A 16,293-nucleotide genomic window follows, 5' to 3' on the forward strand; every position below is an offset into this window, starting at 1 on the left:
CCTCAGAACTTGAATGGCAGATAGAGCGCGAGATCGGTCCAGACATACAGGATCGCGACCGAAATCAACATGATCACCAGGAATGGCAGCACGCCACGGGAGACGTCGGACAGCTTCGATCGCGCGACCGACTGGATGACATAGAGATTGAGCCCGACCGGCGGTGTAATCAGGGCGCATTCCACCATGACGACCATATAGACGCCGAACCAGATTGGATCGAAGCCCAATGCCATGGCTGCCGGCAGCAGCACGGGCGTCATGATCAACACCATGGACAGCGCCTCGAACACCAGCCCCATGATCAGAAGCACGATCGAGACCACGATGATGAATGCGAGCGGCGTATCGATGGTCTGGCCGATGAAGACCGAGATATCCTGCGGAATCCGGTAAAGCGTGATCGCCTTGCCGAACACCTTGGCCCCGGCAATGATCAAGACGATGGCAACGGTCGTCACCATGGCATCGAACGCGGCTTCCTTCAGACCCTGCCAGGTAAGCGTACGCAGGATGGGCCCGGTAATCAGAAGCGCCACGGCAAAGCCGATAGCTGCAGCTTCCGTTGGTGTCGCCGCGCCGCTGTAGATGGCGCCGATAACAACAAGCGCCAACAGGATCGAGGGAAATGCCCGCACTGTTGCCCGCATGCGCTCGTCCCAGCTTGACGCCGGCTCCGGCGTGTAGCCGCCGAACCAGCGGGCATAGACCATGGAAAAAACGATGAAGAACACCACAAGCATAAGGCCTGGGCCAACACCCGCCAGGAACAGCGCGATCACCGATTGTTCGGTAACGAAGCCATAGACGATCATCGGGATCGACGGCGGGATCAGAATGCCGAGTGTGCCACCTGCGGCAAGCAGGCCGTAGACGAATTTCCGCTCATAGCCGCGCTGGATCATTTCCGGGATCGCAACTGTCCCGATGGTGGCGGCCGTTGCCACCGACGATCCGGAAATGGCTGCGAAGATGGCGCAGGACAGGATGGTCGCGACGGCCAGTCCACCCGGCCAGTGACCGACCCAGGCATGAACGGCGGCAAAGAGATCCCGCCCGACCCCGCCTTTCAGCAGGATGTTGGACATCAGCAGGAACAGCGGTACCGCTAGAAGAATGAAGCCATCAAGCGTCGACAGGATCGCTTGGGGCGCCATCAGCGGCGAGAAACCACCGAGAATGAGCATTCCAAGGCCGAGACCGCCCAGCGCGAACGCCACCGGCACGCGGATCAGCAACAAGGTGAACAGCGAAGCGAGAATGAGAACTGTCGTCATTCCATCACCACCGCTTCATGATCGCCCGACTTGGGCTTCTGGCCCAGTTCAATAAGGGCCTGCACGAACAGAAGCGCAAACCCGACCGGAACGGACAGTTCGGAGATCCACATGGGAAGGTCCAGCATGGAGCCCGAGGTGCGGCCTCGCTCGAAGGAATCGTAGAAGATCCCGCCGCCTTTCCAGGCGACCAGGATGCTGAACACCGCAACAAAGCCCATGGCAACCACATGGCAGGCGCGGCGCCAGCCCGGGCTTAGCTGGTCTGTCAGCGCATCAACCGCAATGTGCCGACCGGCTTTCAACAGCCATGGCATGGCAAGCATGGTGCCCCAGATCAAGCACAGCTGAGACAACTCCGACGCCCAGATGGTCGGTGCAACGAAAAGATACCGGGCCAGAACTTCATACGTGAGCATGCAGCCCACGGCGACGAACAGCAGCGCGGCGATCCAGGCAAAGGCCTGAAGAAGAAAATAGAAGGCTTTCATGAAACCATCTGTCGATCGAGCAATCGGCAAGGCCGGGAAAAGACGGCCGGTGAAACCCGGCCGCGAAAAGACACCGGAACTCCGGCATCCGTGACTGGAAGCGACCAGCATGGCCGCGGCCGCTTCCGTCGTTCAGGATCCGCGGGCCGTCAGAATTTCTGAGCGGCTTCGAGAACCTGCTTGCCGAGGGGGCCCGCTTTTTCGACGAAGTTGTCGTAGACCGGCTGGCTTACGCTTTTCCAGGCAGTCATTTCTTCTGCGGTCGGCGTGTAGATGGTCATGCCGTTCTGTTCCGAAATCTCGTAAGCTTCGGCTTCGATCTGGGACATCCGATCCCGCACATCGGCTTCCGCCTTGAGGGCAGCAGCCTCGATGATCTTCTTGTGTTCATCCGGCAGGCCGTTCCAGAAATCGGTGTTCACCACGACGATGAACTCGATATCCGCATTGTTGGTCACGGTGATCGTGTCCATGACTTCCCAGAGCTTGCGGGATTTCACACCGGAAACACCGGTCATGCCGATATCCACGGTGCCGCGCTGGTAGGCCAGATACTGTTCGGAACCGGAAATCAGCGTCGGCGCACCGCCGGCAACCGTGACAAAATCGCCAAGCGTCTTGCCGAAGACGCGAACCTTCTTGCCTTTCAGATCTTCCGGGGTTTTCAGCGGTCCGCCATTGGACAGCATGATGGAGCCGCCATAAGCCTGCCACCACAGAACGGTGGAACCGGTTTCCGCGATTGCCTCATCCAGCGGTCCGCGCACGGGAGATCCCTTGGCTACGGCCGCACGAACCTTTTCTTCCGTGTCGAACAGGAACGGCTGATAGAAAACGTCGACGGCAGGAATGTCGCCGACATAACGCGTCAGCGACGCAACGCCCATTTCAATGGAGCCGCTGCCGACGGCTGCCGGAACTTCGTTGTCCTTGTAGAGCTGAGCGGAATCGTAGATCTCCACGGCAATGTCGCCGTTGGAGTTTTTCTCTACTTCTTCCTTGAAGAGCTGCAGATTCTGGCCGAGGTGGCTCGTCAGAGGCAATTGCAGCGAAATGCGCAAGGTTGTGTCTGCTGCTTGTGCCGAACCGGCTGCCAGGCCAAGCGCCATTGCCGCGCCAAGCGCCCAGGAAAGTACTTTCATGTTTTCCTCCCAAATTTATGAAATCACTCTGGCAAAGCCTCCCGGTCCGGTCAACATGAACTGGCGTATAGGTGTGTTTTAGAAGCAGTTTTGCCGATCGCCCGCAGGCCAACCACCCTGCCGGTCATTCCAGGCGATTGGCAGGCCTAAAACCCGACGGCCTTGCTTTTTGCGGTGCACAGGCAGATAACGACAGTCTTTTGACACACACGCCTGCTGTCCTGACAGCCGACCGTTGCGGACGTCCAGTCTATGAATTATCGCGCCATTGCTTTGCCAATCGGACGATTGCTCATCCTGATTTCAGTTCTGATGATCGTTCCGGGTATCGCGGATGTGTTCGCCAGAAACTCGGACTGGCAGGTCTTTCTGGTATCGGCCCTGGTTCTTGGAACCGCAGGCTTGCTCATGACCATGGCTTTCCAGGGAGAACAGCCGCCGAGCCACTTTCGCGAAGCGATCCTGTTCGTCAACGCCGCCTGGTTCACCTTCTCCTTCGCCGGTGCCGTACCCTTCTACTTCAGCGGCCTCGGCATCAGCTTCACAGACGCCTTCTTCGAGACCGCCTCCGGCCTGACCACAACCGGTTCGACAATCCTGACGGGTCTCGACACTCTGCCGCCGGGCATTTTGCTGTGGCGGGCGCTGCTGCAATGGGTTGGCGGCATTGGCGTGGTTGCCATCGGGATCTGGCTTCTGCCGGGCTTGCGCGTTGGTGGCAGCCAGCTATTCGCGCTGGAATCGTCTGAAAATACCAGCAAGCCCTATGGCCATGTCGGCCCATTCGTCTACCGGCTGCTGGCCCTTTATGCCGGACTGTCGATTGCCTGCGCCACGCTCTACCTGCTGTGTGGAATGACCTTTTTCGAAGCCGTGATCCATTCCATGACCACCGTCTCGACAGGAGGCTTCTCCACGTCCGACCAGTCCTTCGGCCAATTCGACGGCCTCGCCGTTTATTGGGTCGCCTCGGTGTTCATGCTGGGATCCGCCGTGCCGTTCCTCTATCTGATCCGGAGTATCGAGCGACGGCATTGGGTAAAAGACGTCCAGATCATGCTGCTGCTTGCCATTGTCGCCGCAGCTTCGATCAGCGTGTTCCTGTTCGAGCGGTTCATCGGACATGACACGCCGTTCCAGATGTTCACATTCGCGGTCTTCAACGTGGTTTCGGTGATCACCACCACCGGCTATGCCGCAAACGACTACCTGCAGTTCGGTCCGCCCGTGATCGCGATTTTCTTCGTGCTGACGTTCTTCGGCGGCTGCAGCGGCTCCACGTCCGGAGGCTTCAAGATGTTCCGGATCGCAATTCTGGGCAGTTACATCCAGGGCCTGTTCCGACGGATGATCCGGCCACACCGGGTGGTCGAGCCGAAATACCAGGGCCGGGCCGTGTCAAATCCGGTTCTGGAAGGTGTGCTTGTCTTCGCCGTTCTTTATGCAGGCGCTTTTGCGGCGTTTTCGCTGGTCTACATGATGCTCGGTCTTGATCTCGAGACGGCGCTCAGCGCCTCCATCACAGCCCTTGCGAATGTCGGTCCCGGCGTTGGCGATACCATTGGTCCGTCCGGTACGTTCCAGTCCCTGCCGGATCTCGCCAAATGGTTCCTAGCGGTTCAGATGATCCTCGGTCGACTGGAAATCCTGGCAGGTATCCTGCTCCTGACGCCGGATTTCTGGCTGGACTGAAGCCTGGCCCGACCGGATTGGCTCAATTGTTCGAGTAAAGTTCGAAAGTCCCCTTCAAAACGGAAAACCACCGCCGGCGTGACCTTACCGACGGTGGTCTTGTTCGGGCAATCTGGCTGCTGACGCAGCCGACGGGGGGTTTGATTGCCCGAAGCCCGGTTACGGCTGGACGGAGGAGAACTCTTCCGGATCCAGAAGGCTGTCCTGATTGCTGTCAGCCGCGTTGAATGCATCTTCGGAAAGGGTCGGGACGGCTGCCGCGATTTCCTCGAAGCTGACATAACCGTCCTGATCGAGATCCACCGCCTCGAACGACATGCCCTGGGCAAGAGCTGCGGAAGACGCGGTAAAGGCACCGATCAGAAGAGCAGCAGTAAGACGTTTGGACATGATATGACCTCCAATGGTTTGGGTCTTGTCAGGTGTCCCGTGTGCCATTCGGCTTTGGGCTCACCTGTCGTTCCGTCCGTTCGCCAGGCCCCTGCGACCCGTCGAACCGGAACGAGACAAACACTGCGGGCCGATCGCGACCGGCAAAGGGCAGCTCTTTGAAACCTTCGCGGCAATGTTGTGTTCCGCCATGGAGATCAGCCACAGGTCGGTCAAACTACCGTCATTTTTAACGATTTTGGGCAGTTCTGGGGCTTCCGCTGGAAAACCAGTCTGAATATCTATTTGATTTTATTTATAAATTCGAAACAAACTGGTTGAAACGGCTATCCATGCTTCGGTTCGCGACCAGTCCTGCAAACCGAAGCAATGCCAATCCCGGTCTGATTGCCGTTCCGTGAAACGGCAGGCTCTGATCAGGTGTAGTCGCGTGAGCCGAAGATGGCGGATCCTACACGCACGTGCGTGGCCCCAAAGCCGACCGCGACCGGATAGTCGGAAGACATGCCCATGGAAAGCTGCTCAAGACCATTGCGGGCGGCGATTTTTTCCAGAAGCGCGAAATGTTCGCCCGGTGCTTCGTCGACCGGCGGAATGCACATCAGGCCGACAATATTGAGCCCGACATCTTCCTTGCACTCTTTCACGAAGGCATCGACATCCTTCGGTGCGATGCCTGCCTTCTGGGGCTCTTCACCCGTATTCACCTGAATGAAACACGGCAGATCCCTGCCCTGCTTTTCCATCTCGGCTTTCAGTGCCCTTGCGATTTTCGGCCGGTCAACCGTATGGACGACATCAAAGGTCGCGACCGCTTCCTTGGCCTTGTTGGATTGCAGCGGGCCGATCAGATGCAATTCGATGCCATCAAAGTCCTCGCGAAGCCCCGGCCACTTGTGCATCGCTTCCTGCACCCTGTTTTCGCCGAAAACCTGCTGACCTGCCTCAAGCACCGGACGGATCTCGTCCGCTTCGAAGGTCTTGGAAACCGCAATCAACGTTACCGACCCCTCCGGCCTGCCGAACTCGGCTTCGGCACTTCTGATATCTGCCTGGACGTTCGCCAGTCGGTCTGCTGCGGAGGTCATCAGTTGGTCCTTCAAATTGTCAGGTGCTCTGCCGGATCGCGCGTTCCTTCTCATAGGCCCGGTCGCCCCTCGATCTCAAGTGGTCTTTGCAAAGACCCAAGCAACCTGACGTGACTGCACAGCCGGTGAATTTTCACGCCAGGTATTCAATCAGGTTCACCTTTTCCTAGAGGTTTGCCGATAGTGTCTCGCAGCTTGCATCAAATGAAGATGGAGGGCCCGGCGTGAGGCAACTCGGTTCATTTATCTGCATACTGATGTTGTTCTGCTTTCTGTACGTTCCTGCATCGCGGAGTGAAACCTTCACGTTCGCGGTTGGCGAATGGCCGCCTTTTATTGGCGCGAAGTCACCGGGCTTCGGAAGCCACACCCAGATCGTCAGGCGGGTAATCGAAAAAGCCGGGCATCAGGCGAAATTCGACTTTCTGCCCTGGCAGCGATCATACCAGATGGTCAGGAACGGGACTTACGCCGCAACCTTTTCCTGGTCCTACACGGATGAACGAAGCGAAGAATTCTATTTTCCCGAACGGCCCGTCGGACTGGCAACCTACGTACATTTTTACAAGAAAGACCGGTTTCCGGACGGCATCGGGCCACTGAGCTTCGATGATCTTCGCAAGGAAGGGCTCTCCGTGGTTGCGGTCAGAAACTACTGGTATGAAGACATGCTGGAGGCTGCGGGTGTCACTGTTGAATATGTGTCGACGGAACAGCTTGCCTGGTCGATGCTTCTGCACGAACGGGCCGATGTCTATATGGAGAGCACGGAAGTCGGCATGATCCGGAAGGCCGTGTTCCTGGGTGACGAAGCAAGCCTGCTCGTTCACTCCCCCACCTTCCTGGAAGTGCCCATGTATCCCATGTTCAGCAGGAAACACCCGGACGGGCGGCGCCTGTTGGAAATCTGGGAAGCTTCAAGCCCGCCTGATCCCGAAACAACGCCGGAAGCGGCCATCCGATAGCTTTACGAATGCGGCGTTGCGAAATAAACAGGCATCTGCAAGATCAATCTCTTCTCACATGTTGACCCCGGACGCGATTTCTGGTGACAGTCCGGCAGTCAATCTTTCAGGAAATCCGCCGGATCCGGCGGCAAGAACAAACGGCACATTTGATGGCAACGGAACGGTACAATGCGCGCGAAGTCGAAGCGCGCTGGCAAAAGGTCTGGAACGACAAGGACGTCTTCGTCACCCACAACGACGATCCCCGCGACAAATACTACGTCCTTGAAATGTTCCCCTATCCGTCCGGCCGCATCCACATGGGCCATGTGCGCAACTACGCCATGGGCGATGTTGTTGCCCGTTACAAGCGCGCCAAGGGCTTCAACGTCCTGCATCCGATGGGCTGGGACGCTTTCGGCATGCCGGCGGAAAACGCGGCCATGCAGAACAAGGTTCATCCCAAGGACTGGACCTACGAAAACATCGCCACCATGCGCGACCAGCTCAAGATCATGGGCCTGTCGCTGGACTGGAGCCGGGAATTCGCGACTTGCGACGTCGCCTATTACACCCAGCAGCAGCGGCTGTTCCTGAAGTTCCTGGAGGCCGGCCTCGTCTACCGCAAGAACGCCAAGGTCAACTGGGACCCGGTCGACATGACGGTTCTGGCCAACGAACAGGTGATTGACGGTCGCGGCTGGCGCTCCGGCGCTCTGGTTGAGCAGCGCGAGTTGACCCAATGGTTCTTCAAGATTTCCGATTACTCGGAAGACCTGCTGGAGGCGATCGACACGCTCGACCGCTGGCCGGACAAGGTGCGCCTGATGCAGAAGAACTGGATCGGCCGCTCCGAAGGCCTGCGTGTGCGCTTCGAGTTCACCGAGGCTGCGCCCACCGGCGACAAGACGCTGGAAATCTTCACCACCCGTCCGGACACACTGTTCGGTGCGTCCTTCATGGGCCTGTCGCCGGATCATCCGATCTCGACCAAGCTGGCGGAAAGCAATCCGGAGCTGAAAGCCTTCATCGAAGAGTGCCGCCGTGTCGGTACATCCGAAGAAGCAATTGAAAAGGCAGAGAAAAAAGGCCTCGATACCGGTCTGCGCGTCAAGCACCCTCTGGATGCCTCCATCGAGCTGCCGGTATATGTCGCCAACTTCATCCTGATGGACTATGGCACCGGCGCCATCTTTGCCTGCCCGGCACATGACCAGCGCGACCTGGACTTCGCCCGCAAATACGGCCTGCCTGTCACGCCCGTCGTGCTGCCGAAGGATGCCGATCCGGCAACCTTTGATGTAGCCGACGAGGCTTTCACCGACGATGGCACCATCTTCAACTCCGACTTCCTCAACGGCCTTTCCATTCCGGACGCCAAGGAAGCAGTGGCGAAGAAGCTGGAAGAGATCACCGTCGACGGCGCATCCCAGGCAGAACGCCAGGTGAATTACCGCCTGCGCGACTGGGGCATTTCGCGTCAGCGCTACTGGGGCTGCCCGATCCCGGTCATTCATTGCGACGATTGCGGTGTGGTACCGGAGAAGGACGAGAACCTGCCGGTCCAGCTGCCGGACGACATCAACTTCGACAAGCCCGGTAATCCGCTCGACCGTCACCCGACCTGGCGCAACACGTCCTGCCCGAAATGCGGCAAGCCTGCCCGCCGCGAATCCGACACCATGGACACCTTCGTGGACAGTTCCTGGTACTTCGCCCGCTTCACGGCGCCGGACTGCGATCAGCCGACCGACCCGGAAGCCGCCAACGGCTGGCTGCCGGTGGACCAGTATATCGGCGGTATCGAGCATGCCATCCTGCACCTGCTCTATTCCCGTTTCTTCACACGGGCGATGCAGAAGGTCGGTGCGCTTGATCTGAAGGAGCCGTTCAAGGGCCTGTTTACACAGGGCATGGTCACCCACGAGACCTATCGCGTCGGCGAAGGTGCGAACGGGCGCTGGATTGCCCCGTCCGAAATCCGTATCGAGGATGCCGACGGCAAGCGCCGCGCGGTTCTTGTCGAAACCGGTGAGGATGTGGCCATCGGCTCCATCGAGAAGATGTCGAAGTCGAAGAAGAACACTGTCGATCCGACCGACATCATCGACACCTACGGCGCCGATACCGCCCGCTGGTTCATGCTGTCCGACAGCCCGCCGGAGCGGGACGTGATCTGGACCGAGGACGGCGTGCAGGGTGCCTGGCGTTTTGTCCAGCGCGTCTGGCGCCTGATCGGCGACATTGCCGAGAAGATCGAACCTCGTGGCGGCAAGGCACCGGAAGTCGACGGCAAGGCGCTTGATCTGCGCCGGGCCAGCCACAAGACCCTTGCGGCCGTTTCCGCCGATCTGGAAGGCCTCGGCTTCAACAGGGCCGTGGCCCGCCTCTATGAGCTGGTCAACACCATCAGCAAGGTCTTCAACGAAGGCGACGCCGATGCCGGCACCGAATATGCCGTACGTGAAGCAGCCGACTACCTCGTGCAGATGATGGCTCCGATGATGCCGCACCTGGCAGAAGAATGCTGGTCCGCACTCGGCCACGACAATCTGATTTCGGAAGCAAGCTGGCCGCAGGCCGACGAGGCCCTCCTGTCCGACGACACCGTCACCTATCCGATCCAGATCAACGGAAAGAAACGCGGTGAACTGACGATTGCAAAAGAGGCTTCCAAAGACGAGGTCGAAGCGGCTACCTTGGCCCTCGACGCAGTCAAGAAGGCTCTTGAAGGCAAGGCGCCGAAGAAGATTATCGTGGTACCGCAAAGGATCGTGAATGTCGTTGTTTAACAACCTCTTCCAGAGCAGCGGCGCGTTGCGGCGCGCTGCCCTTTGCGCCGGACTGGCAGCTGCCATGGCTCTGGGCGGATGTCAGGTCCGCCCGCTTTACGGCAGCAGCACGGGCGACTTCGGTTCCCAGCCCTCTCCCGTAGCGGCGGAACTTGCGGCGATCGACCTGGAATCCATCTCCAGCCAGTACGCCAACGACGATGCATCGCGTGTTCTCTACAATGAACTGACCTACCGGTTCGAACGTGGGGCCGGCTCTGGCGCCAAGAAATATCGTCTCAAGGTATTGATGGACATCGGCAGCTCGGAAGTCGGTGTTGAACAGTTCTCCGACGTGCCTTCCGCCTACACGACCACGATGAACTCGACCTTCGTCCTGAGCGATCTGGCGACCGACGAGACCCTGATGACCGGCCGGGCGTTCAAATCCGCTTCCTACGACTTCTCCAACCAGCGCTTTGCCAACACCCGTGCCTATCGTGATGCGCAGGAACGTGTTGCCAAGGCAGTTGCTGACGATATCGCAGCCCGGATTGCCGGCTATTTCGCCAGCCAGTCGTAACACTGACCCCGGAGGCAAACGGCCGTGACCGTCCTCAAAGCCGCGGAGATTGACCGTTTCGTCGCCAATCCCCCGGAGGCTGGCGGCGTTGTCCTGATCTTCGGTCCGGATACCGGACTCGTATCGGAACGCGCCACCCGCCTCGTCAACAAGGCCTCCGAAGGCGAAAGCGATCCGTTCAATCTGGTCAAGCTTGATGCGTCTGATCTCGGTTCGGATCCGAATCGGCTGATCGACGAAGTTCTGACCGTTCCGCTTTTTGGTGGCCGCAGAATCGTCTGGGTGAAGGATGCTTCCTCCCGCAATCTCAATCCTGCAGTCGAACCCGTTCTGAAGCTGGACGACTGGCAGACGCTGGTGGTCCTTGAGGGCGGCGACATCAAGAAGGGCGTCGGCCTCAGAAAGCTGATCGAACCGCACAAACGCGCCGTTGCGCTGCCCTGTTATGCCGACAATGACCGGGGCATCGACCAGTTGATCGACGAGGAAACCCGCGAGGCCGGTCTTTCGGTTACCCGGGAAGCCCGGGCAGCACTGCACAGCCTGCTGGGCGGTGATCGCATGGCCAGCCGCGGTGAGCTGAAAAAACTCTGCCTCTATGCCCTCAACAAGGGCCGCATCGACAGCGAGGATGTCGAGGCTATCATCGGCGATGCATCCGCCTTCGAAATGTCGGAGCTGATTGATGCTGCAGCATCGGGAGATCTTGCCTTGCTGGACCACGGGCTGGAACGGCTTGCGGAAGCCGGCTCCAAGGCCTCGGTGATCGCCAATCAGACATTGAAGCATTTTCAACATTTGCATCGGATGCGAATCGATATCGAACAGGGCAAAAACGCCCAGGCCGTCGTCGATGGACAGCGACCGCCTATCTTCTTCTCCCGCAAGCCGAAATTCACCCAGCAGCTGCGGATCTGGTCCCTGACGGATCTGGAACGCGCCATGGACATTTTGAGCGAGGCTACACGCATTTCCCGCCTCAACGATGCCCTTGGTGTACCCGTCCTCTCCGAAGCCCTCCTGAAGCTCGGCAGAGCCGCCAGAGCGCGGCAACAGCGGCGCTAACGAGTTACCTGCTCCTCTCCCTGAGATCTCCCTGCATTCTTGGCGTTCGCTCACACGCCTCCCTCATCGTGAGGAAGCGCGCAAACGCTGTCTCGAAGGATGGGCGGCAACCACCGGGACATGTGGGCCATTCTGCAAGACAGGCCTGATGACAGTCCTCAGGATGAGGGATGTTGGGATTACAGGCTGGCAAAATCAAAACAAAAAAGCCGGAGCAATAATCGCTCCGGCTCTAAAATTTAAAATAAATTCAATATCTTAGCGCGTCTCAACGCCCAGCTTCTTGCAGATCTCGTCGAGCTGTTCCAGCGACGTGTACTTGATCTTCAGGTCGCCCGATTCCTTGCCCGGCTTGTGGCCGACGATGACTTTCAGACCGAGCGTGTCGGTGAGGCGCTTTTCCAGAGCCTTGGTGTCGGCGTCCTTCGGGGCCTTCTCGGTCGGGGCCTTCTGGCCCAGCAGTTTGGCGAGAGCATCCGGGTCCTGGGCGATCTTTTCGGTCTCGCGGACGCTGAGGCCTTTTTCGACGATCAGATCGGCAAGTGCACTCGGGTCATCGATGGTGATCAGCGCCCGGGCGTGGCCGGCCGTGAGCAGGCCTTCGTGCAGATAGTCCTTTACCGAATTCGGCAGCTTCAGCAGGCGCATGGTGTTGGCCACGTGACTACGGCTCTTGCCGATCACCTTGGCGAGTTCGCCCTGGCTGTAGCTGAACTCCGCGGTGAGCTGCTCATAGCCCATCGCTTCTTCGATCGGATTGAGATCGGCACGCTGGACGTTCTCGATAATGGCGAGCTCAAGCGCTTCCTGATCGGTCACGTCCCGAATGATGATCGGTGCTTCGTGCAGCCCGGCCCGTTGTGCGGCCCGCCAGCGGCGCTCGCCGGCGATGATCTCGAAACGATTGGCCTTCCCTGCTGCCGGACGTACCAGGATCGGCTGGACGATGCCTTTTGCCTTCAGGGACTCGGAAAGATCCGCCAGGTCTTTCTCGGTGAAGGTCTTGCGCGGGTTGCGCGGGTTGGGCTCCAGATGTTCGATCGGCACCCTGCGGGAGTCGCGAATGATCTTTTCCGGCGGTGCGGCCGCTTCGGGAGCCGAATCCCCGATCAGCGCCGCCAAACCACGGCCCAAACGCTTGTTCTTGACGTCTCTTTCCGCCATACCGCACCTTTTTCTTCTTATATTTCAATAGGATATAGCATGGCGACTGTGCCTCTTCGCCGCCATGCATCAAGGCTCGCCAAAACGGAGCCGAATCGATCGGGCTTTATGCCGCGACGCGTCGCAGTTCGCGCTCACGCTGGATGATTTCAGACGCAAGCCGCAGATAGGCCTGGCTGCCGGCGCATTTCAAATCGTAAAGCAGCGCCGGTTTGCCATAGGACGGAGCTTCCGAAATGCGAACGTTGCGCGGAATGATCGTTTCGTAAACCGCGTCACCCATGGTTTCGCGCACATCGGCGACCACCTGGCTGGAGAGGTTGTTGCGGCTGTCATACATGGTCAGAACGATGCCATGGATGCTGAGTTCAGGATTAAGCGCGTTCTTGACCTGCTCAACCGTGCTGAGCAGCTGGCTGAGACCTTCAAGCGCGAAGAACTCGCATTGCAGCGGCACCAGGATGGAGTGCGACGCGGACAAGGCATTGATCGTCAGCAGGTTCAGTGACGGCGGGCAGTCGACCAGCACGTAGGTAAAGCCGATCTCCTGGAACAGACGCGAATGGGTCAGGTTTTCGATGGCACTGCGCAGGCGGAACGCCCGGTCACCCGTGGAGGCGATTTCCAGTTCGAGGCCCAGCAGATCCATTGTAGACGGCGCCACCCAAAGACGCTGCACCGCCGTTTCGCGAACGGCCTCTGCAAGGGAGCAGTCACCGCTCAGAACTTCATACGTCGACAGACCACGATCACGATGCTCGATACCCAGACCCGTTGAAGCGTTACCCTGCGGGTCGAGGTCAATCACCAGAACTTTTTCGCCAATCGCCGCAAGCGCCGTGCCGAGGTTAATGGCGGTCGTGGTTTTGCCCACCCCACCCTTTTGATTCGCTAGCGCGAGAACGCGCGGCATTTCGGGAAGCATGCTCATTGCTACAACACCTTCCTGGCTACTCCGGCCGGGCTGAAATATTCGAGAAAAGAAGCATCCGGCTCATTGGATCAACAAGACTGTCTTTTTCTATCATGTCGAACTGCCAACGGGCAGTAGCTTCGTTAACTTCTCGCTGAAAATCCTGACCTTTGTGGAAAACAGCCTTTGCGCCGGCTGCCGTAAACGGCTCTGAAAGCTGAAAAAGCAGATCCAGCGACGCCAAAGCGCGGGCAGAAACAGCGTCCACCCGGCCATGCTTCCAATCTTTCGCAACCGATTCGATCCGGCCAGGATGCACTGTCCCCTTGGACCCTGTCTCCCTTAAGGCCGTTCTGAGAAATGCCACCTTGCGCTGGTTGCTCTCGATCATGTGCACATGTGCGTCCGGCTCATCGGCGAGCAGGATTGCGGTCACCACACCGGGAAACCCACCGCCGCTGCCGATATCAACCCAGGTCCTTGCTTCCGGATAACACCACTGGGTTTGCAGGCTATCCGCCACGTGACGGGTCCAGATATCCGGGATGGTCGACGGTGCAATGAGGTTTTGCGCAGGCTGCCATTTCAGAACGAGGTCGACATAGATCTGGAGTCTATCCAACGTTTCACGTGAAACATCCCCAAACTTATGCACAACCTGTCCAGAGGTATTCAACATCACCGGGCGGCCCATCAGGCAGCCCCTTTCTGGCTCTGGCGCTTCAGATGCGACAGGATCAGCGTGAGCGCGGCGGGTGTCATGCCATCCATGCGAGAAGCCTGGCCAAGAGTGGCCGGGCGAATGTCGATCAGTTTCTGGCGCACTTCATTGGAAAGACCAATGATCGCTTCGTAGTCGAAACCATCCGGGATCGACAAGGCTTCGTCGCGTTTCAAGGCTTCGATATCTGCCATCTGACGATCGAGGTAAACGGCATAAAGCGCATCTGTCGCAACCTGCTCCGCGATCGCCGGATCAATATCTTTCAGTTCGGGCCAGATGTCCGTCAGGCCCTCGAAGGTGACATTGGGATAGGACAGCAGATCGAAGGCAGACCGGCGAATGCCGTCCTGGTTTACAGGCAGGCCCTTCTTCTGAGCTTCGGAAGGCGTCACGGTCAGTCTCGTCAGAAGTTCCCGCGCAGTGGCGATCCTGGCCATCTTGTCTTCAAAGGCTTCTCTACGTGTGGTGGACACACACCCAATAGCGATACCCAAAGGGGTCAGGCGCTGGTCCGCATTATCCGCCCGCAGGGACAACCGGTACTCTGCACGCGACGTGAACATCCGATAGGGTTCGGTGATGCCCCTGGTGATCAGGTCATCGATCATGACACCGATATATCCCTCGGACCGGTCAACCACGAACGGCGCCTTGCCGGCAGCCTTCAGAGCGGCGTTGAGCCCGGCCACAAGACCCTGTGCCCCAGCTTCCTCATACCCGGTCGTACCGTTGATCTGGCCGGCCAGGTAAAGACCCGAGCACCGCTTGGCTTCCAGTGTCGGACGCAGCTCGCGCGGGTCGACATGGTCATATTCGATCGCGTAACCCGGCTGCAGCACCACCACATCTTCCAGACCCGGAATGGTCTTCAGAAACGCTATCTGCGCATCTTCCGGCAACGATGTGGAAATGCCGTTCGGATAGACGGTGTGATCGTCCAGTCCTTCCGGCTCCAGGAAAATCTGGTGCCCGTCCCTGTCACCGAAACGAACGATCTTGTCTTCGATGGACGGACAATAGCGTGGCCCCCGCCCCTTGATCTCGCCTGAATACATAGCAGAGCGAGAAAGGTTCTCACGAATGATGCGATGGGTCTCTGGCGTCGTGCGTGTGATGTGGCACGGGATCTGAGGTGTCTCGATCCTGTCCGTCAGAGTAGAAAACGGAATCGGGTCGTCATCGCCCGGCTGCTCTTCCAGCCTGTCCCAGTGGATCGTCCGGCCGTCCAGCCGTGCGGGCGTACCTGTCTTGAGACGCCCAAGATCGAAGCCGATTTCCTCCAGTGATTCAGACAGCCCGAGTGCCGGTGCTTCGCCGGAGCGCCCCGCGGGTATCTTCTTGTCGCCGATATGAATGAGGCCCCGGAGAAACGTACCGCTCGTCAGCACGATGGCGCGACAGTTGATCACCCGGCCATCGGCCAGTTCGATACCCGAGACAGAACGCTTCTCGCTGTCACCCGCAAACCGGATCTTGTGGGCTTCACCTTCAACGACGCTCAGACCTTCGACAGCGGCAATCTCACGCTGCATCGCTTCCCGGTAGAGCTTGCGATCTGCCTGCGCGCGCGGACCACGGACCGCCGGTCCCTTGCGCCGGTTAAGCATGCGGAACTGGATCCCGCCCTTGTCGGCAACACGCCCCATCAATCCATCAAGCGCATCGATCTCGCGAACGAGGTGCCCCTTCCCCAGACCACCGATGGCCGGGTTACAGGACATTACACCGATTGTATCGAAGCGATGGGTGACCAGAGCAGTCGCGGCGCCAGCACGTGCCGATGCCGCCGCAGCTTCACAGCCGGCATGACCGCCACCAATCACCACCACATCGAATGTCAGGTCCAGTTCGTTCATAGTCTCTACCGCTCACGAAACCCGACAGCAGAGCCTCGGGTCCGGGTTTTTCCGGTTCGGTTTTCGGGAACTTTCTCCGGCCTAGGCCAGACTATCACAGGCCGCACAAACCGGCACTTGTTCGCCGAGACTTATACGTGTGACGCAGCTGAAGGTCAAAGCGGAATTCCGGTCATCAGGCAGATCGTCT

Annotated in this window: 14 protein-coding genes; 5 read left to right on the plus strand and 9 right to left on the minus strand. The window is 58.8% G+C overall.

All coding sequences use genetic code 11. The features are described from left to right. Positions 1-2: 2 nt before the first annotated feature. The 3 genes from ACVDG9_RS25370 to ACVDG9_RS25380 form a co-directional block, all read right to left on the minus strand. On the minus strand, positions 3-1,277 hold the full coding sequence (locus tag ACVDG9_RS25370) for a TRAP transporter large permease (RefSeq protein ID WP_023002479.1): 1,275 nt from the start codon (positions 1,275-1,277) through the stop codon (positions 3-5). Further along, positions 1,274-1,768 carry a TRAP transporter small permease gene (locus ACVDG9_RS25375; protein ID WP_023014458.1) on the minus strand — a complete coding sequence of 165 codons (495 nt, stop codon included), beginning with the start codon at positions 1,766-1,768 and terminating at the stop codon, positions 1,274-1,276. Before ACVDG9_RS25375 ends, ACVDG9_RS25370 begins: the two co-directional genes overlap by 4 nt. Before the next feature lie 149 nt (positions 1,769-1,917). After that, on the minus strand, positions 1,918-2,910 hold the full coding sequence (locus ACVDG9_RS25380; protein WP_023002477.1) for a TRAP transporter substrate-binding protein: 993 nt from the start codon (positions 2,908-2,910) through the stop codon (positions 1,918-1,920). A 252-nt stretch (positions 2,911-3,162) separates the two neighbouring features. Here ACVDG9_RS25380 and ACVDG9_RS25385 point away from each other — a divergent pair, with 252 nt between their 5' ends. Then, entirely contained in the window at positions 3,163-4,602 is a 1,440-nt protein-coding gene (locus ACVDG9_RS25385) for a TrkH family potassium uptake protein (RefSeq protein ID WP_031269993.1), read from the plus strand. A gap of 159 nt (positions 4,603-4,761) precedes the next feature. Here the strand turns inward: ACVDG9_RS25385 and ACVDG9_RS25390 are convergent, their stop codons facing one another. Together ACVDG9_RS25390 and ACVDG9_RS25395 are read right to left on the minus strand one after the other, a co-directional pair. Next, complete coding sequence (locus ACVDG9_RS25390) at positions 4,762-4,992, minus strand: EF-hand domain-containing protein (RefSeq protein ID WP_023002475.1); 231 nt, start codon at positions 4,990-4,992, stop codon at positions 4,762-4,764. A 416-nt stretch (positions 4,993-5,408) separates the two neighbouring features. Then, positions 5,409-6,080: a YggS family pyridoxal phosphate-dependent enzyme gene (locus tag ACVDG9_RS25395; protein WP_055660236.1), complete on the minus strand. Its 672-nt coding sequence runs from the start codon at positions 6,078-6,080 to the stop codon at positions 5,409-5,411. A gap of 224 nt (positions 6,081-6,304) precedes the next feature. Here ACVDG9_RS25395 and ACVDG9_RS25400 point away from each other — a divergent pair, with 224 nt between their 5' ends. The 4 genes from ACVDG9_RS25400 to holA all read left to right on the plus strand — a co-directional run bounded on the left by ACVDG9_RS25400 (position 6,305) and on the right by holA (position 11,446). Then, entirely contained in the window at positions 6,305-7,045 is a 741-nt protein-coding gene (locus tag ACVDG9_RS25400; protein WP_139314144.1) for a substrate-binding periplasmic protein, read from the plus strand. 152 nt (positions 7,046-7,197) lie between these two features. Then, positions 7,198-9,819 (plus strand): leucine--tRNA ligase, encoded by a 2,622-nt coding sequence (leuS, locus tag ACVDG9_RS25405; protein WP_152505064.1) that lies wholly within the window; start codon positions 7,198-7,200, stop codon positions 9,817-9,819. Continuing rightward, positions 9,806-10,381, plus strand: coding sequence for a hypothetical protein (locus ACVDG9_RS25410; protein WP_031269989.1), 576 nt, complete (start codon positions 9,806-9,808; stop codon positions 10,379-10,381). The genes leuS and ACVDG9_RS25410 overlap by 14 nt, the downstream gene beginning before the upstream one ends. A gap of 24 nt (positions 10,382-10,405) precedes the next feature. Beyond that, the gene (gene holA, locus ACVDG9_RS25415) at positions 10,406-11,446 is read left to right on the plus strand and encodes a DNA polymerase III subunit delta (protein ID WP_055660240.1); all 1,041 of its coding nucleotides are present in this window, start codon (positions 10,406-10,408) and stop codon (positions 11,444-11,446) included. Positions 11,447-11,704: 258 nt separating this feature from the next. Here the strand turns inward: holA and ACVDG9_RS25420 are convergent, their stop codons facing one another. The 4 genes from ACVDG9_RS25420 to mnmG form a co-directional block, all read right to left on the minus strand. Further along, entirely contained in the window at positions 11,705-12,610 is a 906-nt protein-coding gene (locus tag ACVDG9_RS25420) for a ParB/RepB/Spo0J family partition protein (RefSeq protein WP_447239294.1), read from the minus strand. 106 nt (positions 12,611-12,716) lie between these two features. Then, positions 12,717-13,541: a ParA family protein gene (locus ACVDG9_RS25425; protein WP_023002468.1), complete on the minus strand. Its 825-nt coding sequence runs from the start codon at positions 13,539-13,541 to the stop codon at positions 12,717-12,719. 19 nt (positions 13,542-13,560) lie between these two features. Beyond that, positions 13,561-14,202, minus strand: coding sequence for a 16S rRNA (guanine(527)-N(7))-methyltransferase RsmG (rsmG, locus tag ACVDG9_RS25430; RefSeq protein WP_228872670.1), 642 nt, complete (start codon positions 14,200-14,202; stop codon positions 13,561-13,563). Between the two features lie 14 nt (positions 14,203-14,216). Beyond that, complete coding sequence (mnmG, locus tag ACVDG9_RS25435) at positions 14,217-16,103, minus strand: tRNA uridine-5-carboxymethylaminomethyl(34) synthesis enzyme MnmG (protein ID WP_168687289.1); 1,887 nt, start codon at positions 16,101-16,103, stop codon at positions 14,217-14,219. Positions 16,104-16,293 lie beyond the last annotated feature (190 nt).

The organism is Roseibium sp. RP-7, from assembly GCF_053005225.1.